Origin of the sequence: Thermobaculum terrenum ATCC BAA-798, from assembly GCF_000025005.1 — a bacterium.
Taxonomy (GTDB): domain Bacteria; phylum Chloroflexota; class Chloroflexia; order Thermobaculales; family Thermobaculaceae; genus Thermobaculum; species Thermobaculum terrenum.
On the sequence record NC_013525.1, the window covers coordinates 491843 to 509668 of the forward strand.

14 protein-coding genes are annotated in these 17826 nt (G+C 49.0%); 4 read left to right on the plus strand and 10 right to left on the minus strand.

Features of this window, described 5'->3' with window-relative positions:
• Positions 1 to 5: 5 nt before the first annotated feature.
• Positions 6 to 1652 carry a glycoside hydrolase family 3 protein gene (locus tag TTER_RS02215; RefSeq protein ID WP_169302602.1) on the minus strand — a complete coding sequence of 549 codons (1647 nt, stop codon included), beginning with the start codon at positions 1650 to 1652 and terminating at the stop codon, positions 6 to 8.
• Between the two features lie 331 nt (positions 1653 to 1983).
• On the opposite strand from TTER_RS02215, the gene TTER_RS02220 reads away from it, so the two are divergent.
• The 3 genes from TTER_RS02220 to TTER_RS02230 are packed head-to-tail and all read left to right on the plus strand — an operon-like array spanning position 1984 to position 4573.
• Positions 1984 to 3078: a Gfo/Idh/MocA family protein gene (locus TTER_RS02220; RefSeq protein WP_012874402.1), complete on the plus strand. Its 1095-nt coding sequence runs from the start codon at positions 1984 to 1986 to the stop codon at positions 3076 to 3078.
• Entirely contained in the window at positions 3071 to 3691 is a 621-nt protein-coding gene (locus TTER_RS02225; protein WP_012874403.1) for a P-loop nucleotide/nucleoside kinase family protein, read from the plus strand. Before TTER_RS02220 ends, TTER_RS02225 begins: the two co-directional genes overlap by 8 nt.
• A gap of 9 nt (positions 3692 to 3700) precedes the next feature.
• Positions 3701 to 4573, plus strand: coding sequence for a glycosyltransferase family 2 protein (locus TTER_RS02230; RefSeq protein WP_012874404.1), 873 nt, complete (start codon positions 3701 to 3703; stop codon positions 4571 to 4573).
• A 77-nt stretch (positions 4574 to 4650) separates the two neighbouring features.
• On the opposite strand, the gene TTER_RS02235 is transcribed toward TTER_RS02230, so the two are convergent.
• Entirely contained in the window at positions 4651 to 7746 is a 3096-nt protein-coding gene (locus tag TTER_RS02235; protein ID WP_012874405.1) for a GNAT family N-acetyltransferase, read from the minus strand.
• Positions 7747 to 7915: 169 nt separating this feature from the next.
• On the opposite strand from TTER_RS02235, the gene selD reads away from it, so the two are divergent.
• A complete protein-coding gene (gene selD / locus TTER_RS02240; RefSeq protein WP_012874406.1) occupies positions 7916 to 8980 on the plus strand; it encodes a selenide, water dikinase SelD in 1065 nt (354 codons plus the stop codon).
• Here selD and TTER_RS02245 read toward each other — a convergent pair.
• The 8 genes from TTER_RS02245 to TTER_RS02280 all read right to left on the minus strand — a co-directional run bounded on the left by TTER_RS02245 (position 8956) and on the right by TTER_RS02280 (position 17715).
• On the minus strand, positions 8956 to 9975 hold the full coding sequence (locus TTER_RS02245; RefSeq protein WP_012874407.1) for an SDR family NAD(P)-dependent oxidoreductase: 1020 nt from the start codon (positions 9973 to 9975) through the stop codon (positions 8956 to 8958). The genes selD and TTER_RS02245 overlap by 25 nt on opposite strands.
• Before the next feature lie 70 nt (positions 9976 to 10045).
• Positions 10046 to 10825 carry an SDR family oxidoreductase gene (locus tag TTER_RS02250; RefSeq protein ID WP_012874408.1) on the minus strand — a complete coding sequence of 260 codons (780 nt, stop codon included), beginning with the start codon at positions 10823 to 10825 and terminating at the stop codon, positions 10046 to 10048.
• Positions 10818 to 12476, minus strand: a complete 1659-nt coding sequence (gene abc-f, locus TTER_RS02255) for a ribosomal protection-like ABC-F family protein (protein ID WP_012874409.1) — start codon at positions 12474 to 12476, stop codon at positions 10818 to 10820. The genes TTER_RS02250 and abc-f overlap by 8 nt, the downstream gene beginning before the upstream one ends.
• Positions 12477 to 12721: 245 nt before the next feature.
• On the minus strand, positions 12722 to 13690 hold the full coding sequence (locus tag TTER_RS02260; protein ID WP_012874410.1) for a TIGR03560 family F420-dependent LLM class oxidoreductase: 969 nt from the start codon (positions 13688 to 13690) through the stop codon (positions 12722 to 12724).
• Positions 13691 to 13705: 15 nt separating this feature from the next.
• On the minus strand, positions 13706 to 15109 hold the full coding sequence (gene hslU, locus TTER_RS02265) for an ATP-dependent protease ATPase subunit HslU (protein WP_012874411.1): 1404 nt from the start codon (positions 15107 to 15109) through the stop codon (positions 13706 to 13708).
• Between the two features lie 63 nt (positions 15110 to 15172).
• Complete coding sequence (gene hslV, locus TTER_RS02270; RefSeq protein ID WP_012874412.1) at positions 15173 to 15730, minus strand: ATP-dependent protease subunit HslV; 558 nt, start codon at positions 15728 to 15730, stop codon at positions 15173 to 15175.
• Between the two features lie 108 nt (positions 15731 to 15838).
• Positions 15839 to 16069, minus strand: coding sequence for a hypothetical protein (locus TTER_RS02275; protein ID WP_012874413.1), 231 nt, complete (start codon positions 16067 to 16069; stop codon positions 15839 to 15841).
• Positions 16066 to 17715, minus strand: coding sequence for an amidase (locus tag TTER_RS02280; protein WP_012874414.1), 1650 nt, complete (start codon positions 17713 to 17715; stop codon positions 16066 to 16068). The genes TTER_RS02275 and TTER_RS02280 overlap by 4 nt, the downstream gene beginning before the upstream one ends.
• Positions 17716 to 17826 lie beyond the last annotated feature (111 nt).

The window sequence follows — 17826 nt, forward strand, 5'->3', positions numbered from 1 at the left end:
CTATACTAGTACCCCAGGCCATACCCAAATGGATAAAGAGTCTCCTGGGGGGCGTTCGCTTTTGGAATGCGTACAGGCAACTTGCCTACAGGTGAAGCTTTTCCAAACATTACTCTCACCGCTGCCCGCAAAGAGACAGGGTTATAGCTATAGGTCGCCACGTAGGTCTTGGCACTTGTAACATAAGCTAAATCATACGGAAGCTCAACAGAGAGTACTATTACTGGTTTCCCTGTCTGTATCAGGCTTTTCACAAGCTCTCGCTGCCTAGTATCCCATTGAATATCTCTAGTTAGCACGACTACCAAGCTCTTCTGCCTTGCCAGGTAGACTGCATGGTCACGCACGCTCGAAGATGGGTGGTCCCCTGTGGAGTACCTCGTGACTCTTACGCCATAGCTGGACATCTTTGCGGCTACTTCTATTGTGGGTTCATCTCCCCAACCAGTTACCAAGACTGTTCGACCCGAATTGGGTTTCAGTGGAAGCACGCCCGAATTGCGGATGATAGTGATGGTGTGGTTAGAGATATCAGCGGCGCTAAGGATATGCCAGTGAGTCTTGACATGGCTGCTTACCGAGTCGGCATCGACGTAGGGATTTGCTGGCAACCCCAGTCGCGCCTTAAGTTCGAGGATACGTAGCACCGAAGCGTTTATGCGAGAAACGCTTATCTCTCCTCTTTCCACGGCATTTACTACCGAGTTTATCGCTAGGTTTAGATCCGGAGGCATAAGTAGCAGATCTGCTCCAGCTTTGATAGCTTCCACTGGCACTCTGCTATCCGGAAACATCTGCCGGACCCCTGCCATCTCTAGAGAATCTGTCATTATTACGCCCTTGAACCCAAGTTTTTGGCGTAGTAGCCCTGTTAGGATCGGTTTGGAGAGGGTTGCTGGCCTACCCGAAGGGTCTAGCGAAGGCACGACTATGTGGGCACTCATGATAACGTCGACTCCTGAATCGATAGCAGCTCTGAAAGGAGGCAGATCTATATCTTCCAGCTGCTTCTGGGTGTGCCTTATAACGGGCAGTCCTGTATGGCTGTCGATGTTCGTATCGCCGTGTCCAGGAAAATGTTTGGCTGTTGCTGCTACGTCGACGCTTTGATACCCTCTCACTTGCGCAGCTGTTAGTCTGGCCACAAGCCATGATCTGTCCCCAAAGGACCTTACACCTATCACTGGGTTGAATGGGTTGATATTTACGTCAGCATCCGGGGCCAAGTTTTGATTGATCCCTAGAGCTCTGAGCTCTTTGCCGACTATGTAAGCGGCTCTAAATGCGTACGTTTTGTCTCTTGCGGCTCCTAGCGCCATATTCCCAGGGGAACGGACGATTTGAGAAGGTAACCTTGATATTATGCCTCCCTCCTGATCCGTAGATATGAGCGTGGGAACTGGTACTCTTTGGGTCATGGAGCTTCTTTGGATACCATTTGATAACCTTGCTACCTGCTGGGCATTTTTAATGTTCCCAGTCCATGTGAAATATATGATACTACCAACATGATACTTCTGTATTATTTGAGATGCGTTGTCCACACCGTATAGTTTCCTGTTCGCATTTACTGCCCAGGGATCTGTGTCGTAAGCGCTATCTCCGTAGACGTACACTGCAAACATCTGCCCTATCTTTTCTCTAAGGGTCATTTTGGATAAGGTGGCCTCTGCCCAGCTTGAGGATGATGCGTGGGTTATCGCACTTCCTCGATAGACCACATCTTGGCAAGCTGATATTCCTATCAATACGAGAATGCAAATAGCCATCAGTAGTCTTTTGATGGTAGGTACCATTTCTTTAGCTCTGCTTTTCATTCTGGGTTCTACACTATTCCTGCCAATTAGGTTTTACATAAATTTTGTTCGTCTCACCAAAGAAATAGCTCAAAGGACTAAAGAGTTACGATTGCTTTCGCCTATTCCGGGGGTTTTGTACTAGACTAGTAGAGCAGAAGAAAAAGAAGGAGGAGAGATCTACTAGATGGATCAGACTATTAGAGTTGGGGTGGTTGGTTTAGGCTTTGCTGGTAACGTACATACAATGGCCTACAAAAAGATTCCCGGTGTAGAGGTGGTTGCCCTTGCAGGACTTGAGGAGGACCGCCTGCAGCTCATGGGGAAAGAGTACTCTATACCCAACTTGTACTCCAGGTGGGAGGATCTAGTCGCAAGAAGTGATCTAGATGCTGTAAGTGTGTGTACCCCTAACTACCTGCATGCGCACGTAGCCATAGCCGCACTTGAGAGCGGTAAGCATGTTCTGTGTGAGAAGCCTTTGGCACGCAATACGGAGGAGGCTCAGTCGATGGTGGATGCAGCGCTGCGCAATAGAAGAGTGCTGCAGACAGCTTTTAACCATCGCCAGCGTGGTGACATCATGATCCTCAAGCAGTATATCGACAGTGGAACGCTAGGCAAGATTTACTATGCCAAAGGTTATTGGATGCGTCGACAGGGTATTCCCGGTCTTGGGTCATGGTTCACAAGCAAAGAGTTATCTGGTGGTGGGCCTCTCATCGATCTTGGAGTGCATGTGTTGGACCAGCTGATGTTCCTTCTAGGTGAACCGGAAATCACTACCGTCAGTGCCTCGACATATGCGGAATTTGGCCACAGAGGCAGAGGCGTACGTAGGAGCGGCCTTCAAAAGATGTTTGTTGGAGCTGATTTTGATGTGGAGGATCTGGCCACGGCGTTTATGCGGACGGAGGATGGAACTACGGTTTGCCTTGAGGCCAGCTGGGCAGTGCAAGCAGATTATGATGATGATTTTGGCCTTGATCTATACGGTACTGAAGGCGGTGCTCAGATGCGAGTGAAGCGTTATGGGTGGCAGGACACTTTGCGCATATTCACTGATCATGGGGATGTTCCAGTTACTATAGCACCCCAGACTTGGCAGGGTACAGGGCACCAAGCTGTTGTAGAGAACTTTATAGATGCCATACGCAGTGGTAATTGGTCTGCTCATGCTGGTCATGAGGGATTGAGGCGTGTTCAGATCGTAGAGGCATGCTATAAATCGGCGCTTGAGGGCAGAGAGATAAGCTTACAAAGCATCAGGCAAAATGTTTAACGTTTGTCCATATTGCGGGCTCTACTCAGTCGAGAAGGCCATAGATCTGGATTCATCTACGGCCTTCTGTCCCTATTGTGGTGAGGGTTACCAGTTCGTCATGAAGCCGCTGTATGTGATAACCGGAGCTAGTGGCACCGGTAAGAGCACCATATGTTTGCAGCTGGCCAAGGCGCTTTCTGGTCGTTACATAGTGCTTGAGACTGATATTCTTTGGGGCGAGGTAAAAGCAAAGCCGGAAGATAATTATGCTTCATATACCAATCTCTGGCTGAGACTAGCTAAGAATATACACCAGAGCGGTATTAGTGTAGTGCTTTGTGGATCCTTGTTCCCTCCTACAGTGGAGTCTTGCCCGGAGCAAAGGTATTTCTCCAGGGTCATCTACTTGGCCTTGACGTGTCAGGATGAGATATTGCGTGACAGACTCCTGACTAGACCTGGATGGAGAGATTCCTCGAGTAGAGCTTTCATAAACAGAATGCTGGAGTTCAACAGGTGGTTCCTGAACGAAGGAAGCCGGGGTGATCTGAGGATTACTCTTGTAGATACATCAAGTATGGACGTGCAACAGACGATCAACAATATAGTCAACCTGATCTTAGCATCCTGAGGTCTAGCCATGATAAGTGTGGATGTACTCATTCCCACTATGAATAGGCTTCAGTCGCTGATCATGACCCTTAGCGGGGTGGCTTTGCAAAGCAGGACTGATTTAGGTGTGATAGTAGCTGATCAGAGCGATGAGCCTGCTACTCGCTCTGAAGTTGTCAGGTCTCTCTGCAAACTAATAGAAGCTAGAGGTAATAGAGTGTGTTGGTATCATCGTAAAGAGCGTTGCGGAATTGCAGAGCAGAGAGACTTTCTCCTAAGAGTTTCGAGCGCTGATGCGGTTCTGTACCTCGATGATGATGTAATTATGGAGTCCTGGGTCGTAGAGAAGATGGCGAATGTGCTTGAAGAACAGGGCTGTGCTTTTGTGGGAGCCTTCCCAACCCAGCCTACGTATATAGATGATGTAAGGCCACATCAACAGCATATAGAGTACTGGGTTAGTAGAGTGCGACCAGAGATAGTGAATCCTGGTGATCCCGAGTGGCATCGTGCCACTCTTCATACTGCAGCTAACCTCTTTCATGTGGCTCAGGGTTTAGGTCTACCTCCCGGCGATGTTCGCCTGTACAAAGTAAGTTGGATAGGCGCCTGTGTCATGTATGACAGGAGAAAGCTCCTGGAAATAGGGGGATTTTCCTTCTGGCGCAGGCTGCCTCGTAAGCTAGTAGGCGAGGATGCGCTGGTACAGAACATTCTCATGAGGCTTTGGGGTGGGTGCGGGATTGTGCCATCGGGTACTTATTTTGCTGAGGTGCCTAGTAATTTTCCTGATCAATATCGCTCTCGTGACCATCATGCTCTAATGCTTCTGCCAGAGATGATCAAGACACATGCGCCCCATACCCCGATGCCAAAACCGGATGCATGGAAGTACTGGTAGAGTATATGAGGTTCATGACTAAAAGCTGACAGAGCAGGTGTGAGACCAAAGATCTACATTTGGTCTCACACCTGGGTTTACTTTATGTCGGCTAGAGAGGTGTATAGAAGCATATCGTGACTACTCTCAGCGAGCACCAGGTAATGCCATAGGCTTATTTCCTGACCCCCTGATAGTTTCAGCTTATGATCTGCTATTAGCCTCGATTCCTCATTGCCTCCTGAATATCCGGTTATTACGCCTTCATTTCCGGTTACTAACCCTAGCACTTTATCGTTGCTGTACTGTACTCCCATGGCCCTAGTGTCGTTCATGTCTGGCATGTCTTGTAGCCCAGGTATAATCACAGGGTCCTTATATAGTCTGAGAAGAGCAGGGAAATCCGGTTCGATAGCAGGATTGACCTGTAAGGAGTAACTTATGTTCCTCTCTGGCCCCGTGTTCCTTAGTACTGTATTAACGATCAGTATATTACTATCGTGTGCAGTCAAGTAGCTGACCTCGAATCTCAAACCTAGAAGGCTATCGTGTTCAACAGTAGTCGTAAGCCTTATCCCATGGAGTGGGATCTGGGAGTCCAGGTGAGTATGATATTCGTCTACTACGAACTTGAGTCCTGCTAGCCTTCCCAGTTGGCTAGGATGATAGCCTCCTTGTTCCCAGAGTACAGGGTAAATACCTCCGTATACCGGATAGGACCATCTTCTTGGTTTGGGCTCTGGGAAGTTGTGATAAAGCCATTGCTTACCATCGGCTTCTAGACTATAGATAGTGCCAAGGACTCTGGGCCATACGGAAAATGTCATCCAGTCGTTATCTATAACCCAGACTTCTTCGCCCTTATCTATGGTTTGAGTGATTCTGACTTCGTCTGTATTGCCAAGTACTATAGCGGGCGCTTTTACCTTGCCGGTGTATACAGGAGACTCTACAAGGGCTTCTATCTCCCCCACGCCCCTGGGCTTAGTAGATGTTACGGTTATATCAGCTGATGCGGCTTTGATGCTGCTAACGCCTTGCAGGGTGTACTCAGCTGGCAGGGTTTCAAAGCCATCACTGCCCTTGAGGCTTATCTTCGCCTGTACCTCACGTGGGTTGAACGACCTGAAGGTTAGCTTCGCTCTACCTTTCTGGTTGTAGACCCTTATAGGCTTGGGACTAATTCTTGGCCCTACGTAAGGCTCTTCGTCCGCGGACTCTACATTCTTGTTGTTGCGGTACAGCCACTCCCTCCTTACGTCTTGCCATCTACCAGTGCTGAGGATCAAATCTATCTCTCCTGTGCTCATGGCCTGTCCTGCCTCGAGCTGGTGTTCTGGCCACTTCAGGGAGAAGTCTGACCATTCCGGACATCTAGCCTCATAATTCTCATCCCATAGCAGACCAATAGTCCACTCGACAGTCTCTATGGCTGCCCACCTGCAGTCAGGATTCATCTGGTAATGCGGTTGCCATTCGGGTAGGTATACCTCTTTCAACCTTACACTGCGAACTCCCTCAGTGGTCTCAAAGTAGAGGTGCCTAAGAGTATTACCTGGTTGTGGCGATATAGAGGTCGTTAGCCCGACGTCCTGGTTCTCATGCTTGTTTAAAACTCTATAGCTTATCTTGAGGTGTCCATCTGGACAGAACTTGTATAGTCTATCGATGGCTACCTTAGGCTTTGCTTTGAGTGATATAGGTGCTCTTACTATTAAGCTTCTGCCCTCAAAACATATATCTTTCTCAGAATCGTGCTCGATTGATGCTTCGGGCCAATATGGAGGTCCGGGGTTGACTGAGACGTCTATTACCTTGCCTTCTGTTCTCCTGTCGAAAACCGACAGCTCATATCCCTGTAGATTTAGAGATAGCTCAAGCCTGTCCGTATATATACGTAATGTGTTGTCCTTCTCTTGGTAGTAGATGTCACCAGGCGTCACAGCTACTAGCTCGAAGCTTTCTTCTCTGCGATCACCGTCTTCTGATTGATATCTTACGATCAATTTGTACGAACCGTTGTGATTTGCTTGCAGATCAATTGGAATATGAGCCCATTCTCCAGCATCGAGTGCAATGGAGTCCGCTTGCAATCGGGCTTCCAAGCCTGCTGTGGTATTTATCGCGAGCTGTAAGTTTGCACGTTCGGAAGAGAGATTCCCTACAGAAAGCAGGGCTCTTTTAATCCTCTGTGGCTCCAGTAGCACATTGTTCAAATGTATGTCGATCCTGGGCTTTACTTTGATATAACCTTCCAGCTCGACCTTATGCTCACCAATGGCTACTTCCAGCTTCAACGAGCTGTCCCCACGCTTGTCTTCAGATGTCTTTATGTCTATAGGGATGCTACTCCTTTCAGCAGGCGCAAGAACTAGCGGGTGGAGCCCCTGAGCTTCCACGCCACCCTTGCCGCTTGCTGCTAGAGCTATCCTTAGCGCCTCGTGTGCTCTATTCTCAACTACCAGCATAGCTTTCTGGCTCTCTCCGGCGGTCATAAGGGCTTTAGGAATTTCAAGGGATAGATAGATCCTCGGAGTATCTAAGGTAACCAGTTTGTTGGTCTTTTGATCAAATATGGCTGTCAGGTTTCCAATTGGAGATTCCCAGCGATAGGTATAGATAAGCGTGCCGTTGCTACGCCTTTCCTCGTCTACGCCCAGCTGGAGGTCCCTTTTCATATGGTCGTACCAGTCAATCTGGTCGAAGTACCACTTGGTCAGCGGATGCGATAGCAGCAGTGGGAGGAAGTTCCTTAGCTCTCCAAATCCTGATGGTTCTGGCCCCCAGAAGAAACCAGTCTTTTTGTACAAGGGCACGGCGCGAGTATTGCCAGGCCATGTGTGTAAGGTTACAGTCTCATAGCCGAGCTCCACACAACGCTGGATGGCACGCTTAAGAAGTTCCCTGCCCACGCCCCTACCATGATAGGCGGGGTCACTGTTGAGAAGTCCTATGTACCCGGATTTTTCCTCCTGTGGTACTTCCAATAAGTTGATGAAACCTACTACCTTGCCATCTGCCCATGCCAGATAGGTGCTGTTTATCCTCTCCTCCTGACTCATTCGCCTGAGCGCGTCTTCAGGAACGATTTGGCCAAAGAAGAAGCCCCCTGGCCATGCCGGATCAGAGGCTTTGAACAGCCTTGCTATCTCTGGAATATCGGACTCCCTGAATTCCCGTATCTCAAAATCCATTATCTTTACCCCTAAAAGTAAGTCCCCAAGCCTTCAAGTATAGCATCCAGCCTCGGATTACAATTCGCCCACTACATCCCTATCGCAGTCATCGCAGTATATAATTACTTGAAGTATCTACAGGCTCATCCAACTTTTATTTCGCAGCAGCCTGTTTGGTGTTAGGATCATGGATGATAGGGAAAGAATCAGGCTTACATCTCTAGCTTCATGTGCTGGTTGAGCGGCTAAGTTAGGTCCTGGTGACCTGGCGCAGGTTCTGCAGCCATTTACCGGTCGCAATACTTCTAATCTGCTAGTGGGCCTGGACGTGGCAGATGATGCTGCTGTCTATCGGCTTGACGAGGGCCAGGCTCTAGTACAGACTGTTGACTTCTTTCCCCCAATAGTCGATGATCCCTATACGTTTGGTGCTATAGCTGCCGCCAACTCCCTCAGCGACATATATGCTATGGGCGGGACTCCTATTCTCGCTCTAAACATAGCTGGATGGCCAGGCAATCTGCCTCTTGATATGCTAGCGCAGATATTTAGAGGTGGTATGGACAAGGTTGAAGAGGCAGGTGCAGTGATAGGTGGTGGGCATACAGTTATGGATCAGGAACCTAAGTACGGCTTGTGTGTGACCGGTTTAATACATCCTGGGAAGATAACTACCAAAGGAGCTGTCAAACCGGGAGACTTGCTGGTACTTACTAAGCCTCTTGGCACAGGAGTGATAACTACAGCTCTGAAGAGTGGTAAGGTTAGGGACGTAGACATACAAGCTGCGGTGGATAGCATGCTGAGGCTAAATAAGGTGGCGTCTGAGCTAGCAGTTGAGCTAGGTATAAGAGCTATGACGGATATTACTGGCTATGGTTTGCTTGGTCATGCATTCGAGATGTCGGAAGCCAGTAACGTCTGTCTCAATATAGAGCTATCTAAGCTTCCAGTCCTGCCAGGTGCGTTGGATTATATCAGGCAGGACATATATCCAGGGGGACTAAACCGCAACAGAAGCTACCTTACTGGCGAGCAAGATGGCAGGAAGAAAATAAGTTACGATAACAGCATTATTGTGGACGAGAACCTCGTCAAGCTTGCTATGGATCCCCAGACATCTGGGGGGTTGCTCATCGCTGTGCCCCAAGAGCAGGCAGATGAGTTTACTGCTCGGGCTGAGCAGAGAGGCCAGTCGATATGGATTATAGGTTTCGCCAGTGAGGGCTATGGCGTACGTTTGCTCCCCTGAGTTGTGTTCTGCGCCAAGGAGCTAATTATCTTGGCAATGGGAGAGTTTCCCATCATCTTTAGTATCTCTTCGCCTTTGATCTTTTCCTTTGAGTTTGGATCTTCTGGTATAAGCCTGTTGATGACTCCGAGCATATCTGTTGTTATGCCTGGTATAAGTCCATGAATCCTTACTATCAGATGTGCTGGCCAGGAAAGTATCTTCTCGCTGGTGCCTCTCCTGGTAGCCTCTACGATCTGTCGAGCTGCTACTTCCGCATCCATGGCCACTACAGGCATTGAGGCTCCGAGTGAGAACCAAGTGAACTCGGCCTTGTGTTTACCCTTGAAGTACGCTCCCAAGTGTGAACCAGTCCTCATGAGTCCAGGTACGACCGTGATCACGTAGATGCCATGTTTTTTCATCTCTGCTCTGAGACCCTCTGAGAAGCCTACTGCTGCGAACTTAGCAGCAGTATAAGGCAGCAGGCGGGGTACACTTATTTTGCCTCCTACAGATGTGATATTGACTATTCTGCCTGCTCTACGCTGAATCATCTGTGGCAGCACGGCCATGGTAGTGTAGAACATGCCCCAGTACATTACGTCCATGGCCTGCTGGAAATCTTCTGTATTCATAGTCTGTACTGGCCCGACTACCATTATGCCCGCGTTGTTGACGAGTATATCTATCCTTCCAAAGTGCCTGGTCACCGTATCGACCATGGCGCTTACCTGATCACGATCCGAAATATCGCATTTGACAGCTATTGCATCTGCTCCATGGCTCTCCAGTTGTGCTCTAGCTTGTTCGAGCTCCTCCTCGTTCCGGGCGCATATCGCTACTCTGCAGCCCTCATGAGCGAACGCTTTAGCTATCAGGAATCCAAGCCCTCTTGAGCTTCCTGTTACGAGGACCACCTGTCCCCTCAGGTCCAACTCTCTTCTACGCCTTATAGCAGTGCCTGCGACAACCCCAAGCGTGGATGCCGCCAGTAGCATGTTCTTCCATTTCATCACGTTTGCTCCGTTAGAAAATCTGCGCTTGATGTCAGCAATTGATGTACCAGTGTGAAATCTTATGAGCTTAGCGCAGAAAACCTCCCTCAGAATGAATCACTTGCCCGGTAATCCACCTAGCGTCGTCGGATGCCAGGAACGCTACAAGCCTTGCGGCATCCTCAGGTAACCCAACCCTGCCCATGGGGAACCTCGGTAACAGCTCACACTTGAGTTCTTCGCTCATCCATCCGGTATCTGTTGGTCCGGGGTTTACAGCATTTACAGTGATTCCTAAAGGAGCAACATCTGGAGCAAGCGATCTGGTAAAGGCTTCTATTGCCCCCTTAGTGGCGATATAGGCTAGTTCCTTAGGCATCGCACCGAGTGATTGCCCTGAGGTCATATTTATGATTCTTCCGCCTTCGCCCAGGGTAAAGCGTCTTGCAAACTCCACAGAGAGGAGAATAGCTGCACGCATATTGACCGCGTAATGAGCATCAAGAAGCTCTGCGGTTAGCTGTTCGTAACCGTCGTTTATGGAGTAAGCGGCGTTGTTGACTAGGATAGAAGGGGGGCCTAGCTCTTGCTCGACCTGGTCTAGTATCTGTTTAGGGGAGTCAGGATTAGATAAGTCTGCCTGTATGCTGAGAACTCTAACACCACAGGACTCCAACTCGGTCTTCAGCAGCCCAGGGCCATCTTCATCTCCTCCCCAGGGCATGTTACGATCGTAGTCGTTCCAATGGGTGAAGGCAATGTCAGCTCCACGCCCGGCAAGTTCGCGACATATGGCCGCCCCTATACCCATTCTTCGGGTAGCTCCCGTCACTATGGCTATCCTGCCTGCAAGGTTTCGCTCAGCCATGGAGCACCTCCTCGTATTCCTCAAGACTGCTGTAGGTTATTAATTTACCATTACATATAACTTCGAGCCTGTTTACCCCTACTTCTTTGAGGAAGTATCTATCATGAGATACTAGTAATAGCGGGCCTGTGTAGGAAGACAGGGACTCCTCCAGAGATTCAATAGCCGGCATATCTATGTGACTGGTAGGTTCGTCGAGTACCAGGAAGTTTGCTGCTGATGCTGTTATAAGAGCTAGGGCCAGTTTGATCCTCTGCCCATAGCTTAGATGACTCGCTGGTCTAATAGCTTCGTCTCCCTGAAACAGGAACTTGTGCAGGTAATTACGCGCATCCACCTCGTGCATGCTCACGCGTGACCGAAAGATGTCAATAACCCTCTCATCACCCGATACCTCTAGAAGGTCCTGTGATATGTATCCTATTCTTACTCCTTGTCCTATGGTTATGCGTCCTTTGTAGGGGACTAGACCTAGGATGCTTTTTAGGAGCGTGCTCTTCCCAGATCCGTTTGGACCTAGTATCGCGACGCGATCTCTACCTCTGAGATGAAGCGACAGATTGTCGATCACTCTTTTGCCGTCGAATTCTACTGTCAGTCCTTGTATATCCAGGATTGTCCTGTTGTCATCAATAGCCTCTTTCCCAAGATCCCTCAGGTCTAAGCTCCATTCTCTTGGGGGCCTCTCCACTTTGTTTTCTTCTAGGTACCTCTCAAGTCTTCTTTCTCGAGCCTTTGCTTTAGCTGCCACCTTCTTGGCTAGGCGGCGTGCAGTATCGCTGTTAGTTTTGCTCTCAGTGCTCTTTGCCTGTTCCTTGGTTCTCCGGATGTCCTGTTGTATACGCTCGGTCTCTGCTTTGAAGTCCTGATATCTCTCCAAGGCCTTGGCTTTCTCCATAGTGGATAGTCGATTATAAGCGGTGTAATTCCCGGGCCATGTCCTTATACTGTGGGTTCTCTTGTCCAATTCGAGGATGCTCTCTACCGTTTTATCCAGGAATCGGCGATCATGGGACACTACGATATAAGACTTTGAGCTCTTAGACAGGAACTCCTCCAACCACAACAATGAGCTAAGATCCAGATAGTTAGTGGGCTCATCGAGCAGTAGCAGGTTTGCATCTGAGAGTATTACCTTGGCTATAGATAGCTTGGTCTTGTTTCCCCCTGAAAGATGACTTACGGGTGTATCAAGCTCTCCATCAAAGCGTAATCCTTTCAATACTGCATCTACTTTGGCTTCAAGTTCGTATCCGCCAAGTAAATCGAACATCTCCCTGAGTTTGGTGTATTGATCCAGCAGGTCCTCTATAGATGCATGATCGGTGTAAGAGAGCTTTCTTTCTATCTCGGATATCTGCTCTTCAACGGCATATAAACCCCCTAGAGCCTTATCTATAGATTCTTTTACTGTAAGTTCCAGGTCGCTTTCTGGGTATTGTGGTAAGTAGGCAACTCTGCTATTAGGATCTATCCAAATGCTACCTGTATCAGGAGCCTCCAGACCTGCAATCAACCTTAACAAGGTAGACTTGCCTGACCCGTTAGCTCCTAGCAAGCCTATATGCTCACCGGAACTAACCACGAAAGATATATCCTGTAGCACTACGTGCCCATCGTAGGATTTGCTTATATTACTGACCTTCAACAATATAGTCTGTCTCTCCGTTAGGGATATTCTTGTCTGCTTGAAGCAAAAATAATAGCCACAAGAGAGATCTCTTGTGGCTATAGGGCGATCTAGCTTTTTATGCTTTCTGGATTGTGACTAAATTTCAACCAGGATCGGACATAAGCGCAGAGGAGAATATACCTCAGAACATAAGTAAGCTATGATCGCCCGATCCTAGCTGAGCAAGCCTCCAACCTCCAAGATTTTTCCTAATTATACAGTATCTATCTGGTTATTGGTTGTAGCACGGTTTCAGCAAACGGTTGTAGCCTTTCCGGATGATCGAAATCCCACCACTGGAGCATTATCTCCTGTAGTCCAGCCTCCTCGTAAGCCTGCAGTTGCTCCAGCACTAGATCTGGAGTGCCCGCTATCCAGTTTTGCTTTTGGATCTGCCGCACTGCCTCCAAAGTACTTAGATTGCTCAGCTCGGATCTTGTGCGCTTTAGATCTGCTATCTTTTGATCCAGCTCTTTGTCGTCGGCAGCAAACAGCAGGTTCGTCATCATGGTACGTCGAACATCCTGCGGGCTTCTTCCTTCTCTTGCCAGGAGCTCATCCAGAGTTTCGGACCTGTCCTTGAAATCTTCTGGCGAAAGCCATACACCATTCCACACTCTTGCGTACTTGGCAGCGAGAGGCAGTGTCTTCTTCTTGCCATTTCCTCCCACTAGTATGGGCGGGCCTCCGACTATGCTTGGTCTGGGTAAGAGAATTGCCTCTCTTAGCTTATAGAAGTAGCCATCAAAAGATACTGACGAATCGCTTGTGAGAAGTAGGTGTATGACTTGCAGTGCTTCTTCAAATCTTCTAGTACGTGTGGGAACATCACCCAAATCGTAGCCGAACATCCTATGCTCTCGTTCTTGCCAGCCTGCACCAACTCCGAGTATGAAGCGTCCGCCACTAAGATCGTCAATAGCTATGGCCTGCCTGGCCATCATGATTGGGTCTCTGAAGGATACGGGAGAGACTAGAGGGCCAAAATGTATCCTCTGCGTCTGATCAGCAAGATAGGTCAGTGAAACCCATGCCTCAAGAGAGTCCAGCTCTGGAGGCTCCGGATTGGTAAAATGATCCGATCTGAACAATCCTGCAAACCCCAGATTCTCGACCGCATCTGCAATCTTTTGCCAGCGTGTCCAGTTGAGGCCGTTCTGGCCCTCTATCATGATGGATACTGCTATGCTCACCCCATCCTCCTTAGCCTACAGTATGAATCTGCTAAGATCTTCGTTCTCTATAAGGTTCTCTAGTCGAGCTTTCACATAGGCTCGATCTATCCGTACATGCTTGTCCTCAAGGTCTGTAGCATCGAAGGCCACATCTTCCAGCACTCTTTCCATGACAGTCTGCAGCCTTCTTGCGCCTATATTCTCCATCTTGAGATTCATCTCATGCGCAAAGCGGGCTATCTCATCTATACCATCAGGCGTGAATTCAAGCTCCACACCCTCTGTCCCCAAGAGAGCCTGGTACTGCTTTATCAATGAGTTGTCCGGTTCTACCAAGATGGCTTTGAGGTCCTCTGCATCCAGGTCCTCCAGCTCTACTCTCAGTGGGAACCTTCCTTGAAGCTCTGGAATCAGATCCGAAGGCTTGCTGTCGTGAAAAGCTCCAGCGGCTATGAAAAGTATGTGATCGGTCTTGACGGTCCCGTATCTCGTGACTACGTTAGAGCCTTCTACTATTGGCAGCAGGTCCCTCTGCACGCCCTCTCCAGAGACGTCGGCATTGGAGTCATAGCCGTTGCTGATCAACTTGTCTATTTCGTCTATAAAGACGATGCCATCCTGTTCAGCTTTCTGAACTCCCTCATCTATCACCGCGTCAAAGTCGATCATTTTCTGTGCTTCTTCTTGCACCAATATCCTGCGAGCCTCTGCCACAGAGACTTTTCGGCTGCGCTTGCGGTTAGATTGATCTAGGCTGAACAATGGAGTGGCATCCTCAGACTCGTCAGAGTCCCCTATATCAGCAAAAATATCGACGACTGAGTAGAGGTCAGGATCTGGATCCACCTCTATTTCGACTATTTCATCGTCAAGTCTGCGTTCTGCTAGCATCTGAGCCATGCGCTTGCGTTGGCGCTTCATCTTCCTCTCGAGTACGACCTTCTTGGTAGATGCTGCAGCAGATTCCTGCTCCGAATCTGCGAGGCTCTCCAGCTCTTCCTGCAGAACCTTGTACTTGGGGGATTGCCTGACAAGGTAGTTGATCAGTCGCTCGTTGGCAGCTTTCTCTGCTTCTTCCTTGACTCTATCCATGGCCTTCATATGGACCATGTTAACGCTGGTCTCGACGAGCTCGCGCACTATGCTCTCTACATCGTGACCTACGTATCCCACTTCGGTAAACTTAGTAGCCTCTACCTTGATGAACGGGGCATCAACTAGCTTGCTTAGTCTTCGCGCCAGCTCGGTCTTACCAACTCCTGTGGGACCTATCAGCATCAGGTTCTTTGGCATGACTTCGTCCCTGATCTCGGGTGGAAGCTGTTGCCTGCGGTAGCGGTTGCGAAGAGCTACGGCTAGAGCTCTCTTAGCTTTATCCTGTCCAACTATGTACTTGTCAAGTTCCTTTACTATCTGTCTAGGTGTAAAATCCTGCATTCTTTCAAAACCTCCCGATCGAGCTTAGCTCGATCCAAAAGCCTTAAAAGCAGTTGGTGTAGTTTAGTTCTCTGCCCTTATGGTTTCGATCGTTATATTGTCGTTAGTATAGATGCAGAGCTCGGCAGCTATCTTCATAGCTTCCAGGGTTATATGCTCTGCGTCCATATTAGTGTGCCTAAGTAGAGCCTGTGCAGCGGCAAGAGCATAAACGCTGCCAGACCCTATAGCCAGGATGCCTTCATCCGGCTCTATGACCTCCCCTTGTCCTGTAATAAGCAGCAGCTGCCCAGGATCTCCCACGATAAGCTCTGCCTCCAGTGGGCGCAGGTACCTATCGGTTCTCCATTGTTTGGCAAGTTCCACGGCAGATCTACGTAGATCGCCGCTGTACTGCTGAAGCTGGGACTCGAACCTCTCAAATAAGGTGAGGGCATCCGCTACCGCTCCAGCGAAGCCTACCAGGACCTTGCCATCGTATAGGGTGCGAACTTTTCTAGCTTTATGTTTGAATATGGAATCGCCGAAGGTTACTTGTCCATCGCCTGCCATTGCTAGGAGGCCATCTCGAAGCACTGCAAGTATAGTTGTTGCGCGCATCATTGGTGGGTTATGTGACATAATCAACCTTTGATTATACCTTATAGCTCTGCATAAAGATTAGTTTATTTTTGGAGGTGCTTCTTTTGGATGAGTATAACAGCTGAGTGTATTAGTATGTAGCATGGGTTAGAGCCCGCCTTCTCTTTTAGATAGCCAGATAGCCAGTATAAGCACCAAGAGTACTCCAAATATGGGAAATGCAGCCATCACGAAGAACATCACCCCATCTGTCCTATGCATAAGCGAGGCCATTATGCCATGTCCCATAACTCCCAAGATCGTTATGTAGGTCATAAGCACCACAAAGATGGCAAGTGCTATCCCCAAAATGATAAGAACTACATCTCTTATGCTCATTGTGTGCTTTCCCTATCTCCGCTTAGGGCAAGGGGTCCTAAGGCTGCCTCAACAACGTTACTGCATACTAAGAGGAGGTCTTCCCTCCACGGCGCGGACACAAGCTGCATGCCCACGGGGGTGCCTTCGGAAGAGACGCCAACTGGGACTGATAGCGCTGGCCAGCCGAGGAAATTGAAAGGACCTGTATAAAGGGTATGAGAAGGAGTTCCAGCATCAGGAGCTGGATGTCTTACTACTGGCGTAGTGATCACATCAAATCTGTCCCACAAGTGATTTAGCTTGCTTCTAAGCAGGGCTCTTGCCTGCTGTATCCTCATGAATATGTTTGGACCGTATGCAAAAGCTGACATAAGCCTGTATCTGGCGAACTCGCTATAGGCTTCCTTGTTGGTCCTCAACCAATGAGTGTGGTAGGTAGCGGCCTCTACGCCTATTAGTGCTCCGTTCAGCACCCAGAGCCTCTCCAGGTCAGGTATATCTACTTCCTCGACTCGAGACCCAGCCTCTTCGAGTGCTCTTACCCCTTTCATCCAGCAGGTAACTACATCATGTGTTCCTATTGGGTCGTCGCTACCCGTGTATCCGATCACCCCTACTCTTAGACTCCTGGTATCTTCATTGGTAACCTTGTCTCCATAGGGCCACTCGCTTGCTGGTGAAGTCCTGGGATCTCTCTTGTCTTGGCCTGAAAGCAATGCCATTACCAGTGGAAGGTCAGAGGTATATCTAACTAGCGGCCCCCCATGATCCAGGGACCAGGATAGAGGCACGGCTCCAAACAGGCTGATTCTGCCGAAGGTGGGTTTCAGCCCGACTATCCCGCAATGTGCGGCTGGTATGCGTATGGACCCTCCTGTATCCGATCCCAATCCTACCAGCGCCATACGGGTAGCGACTGCCACCCCGGACCCACTACTTGATCCCCCAGCGTCCTTATCGTTGTTCCAAGGATTAAGAGTATGGCCGTATATCGTATTATTGGCTCCCGGAGAGTATGCAAACTCCGACATCCTGGTCTTACCAATTACTATGCCTCCGGCACTTTTGATGCGCTCTACCACGGCGGAGTCATAGTCCGGCACCCAATTCTGAAGTATTCGAGAGCCAGCTGTAGTAGGGTGATCTCGGAGCGCAAATAGATCCTTGACTGCTATGGGAATACCATGGATTGGCCCTTTGTACTCCCCTCTTACTATGTCTTCCTCCGCTCGCTTCGCTTGCTGCAGGGCTTCATCACCTAGTACGAGCTGGAAGGCATTCAACCTCTTGTCATACTTGTCTATGTTATCCAGGCAGGATTGGACCAGCTCAACGGGTGATACCTTCCTGCTCCTGACCATCTCAGATAGTTCTGACAGAGGCAGATCTAGTAGCTCTCCGCTCTTGGAGAGTTTAGAAGTGGTACTGACCGGTGCCATCCGGTCGCCGCTATCCTTAGGTGACCTGTCTACTTCGAGGGGAGAAGTATGCCAGACGTACTCTGGTATTACGTCGTAAGGCAGCCCCTGCATGATATCCTCTGTAAGGAGCACGTTCTGCAGGAATCCGTACTCCACTATCTTCTCTATATCCTGGTCTGTAAACTCTATATGTTGGGAACTGAGGTTGTTCTTGAGGCGCCCTATAATCTCTGTGACTTCCATCTATGTTTTCCCCATCAGGGAAGGTTTTAGCCTTCTGTAGGAAGTTTACATTAAACGAGAAACACAAGTATCTTAGTTCAGAATTGTCACATGATCTACCGGGGCTGGTGT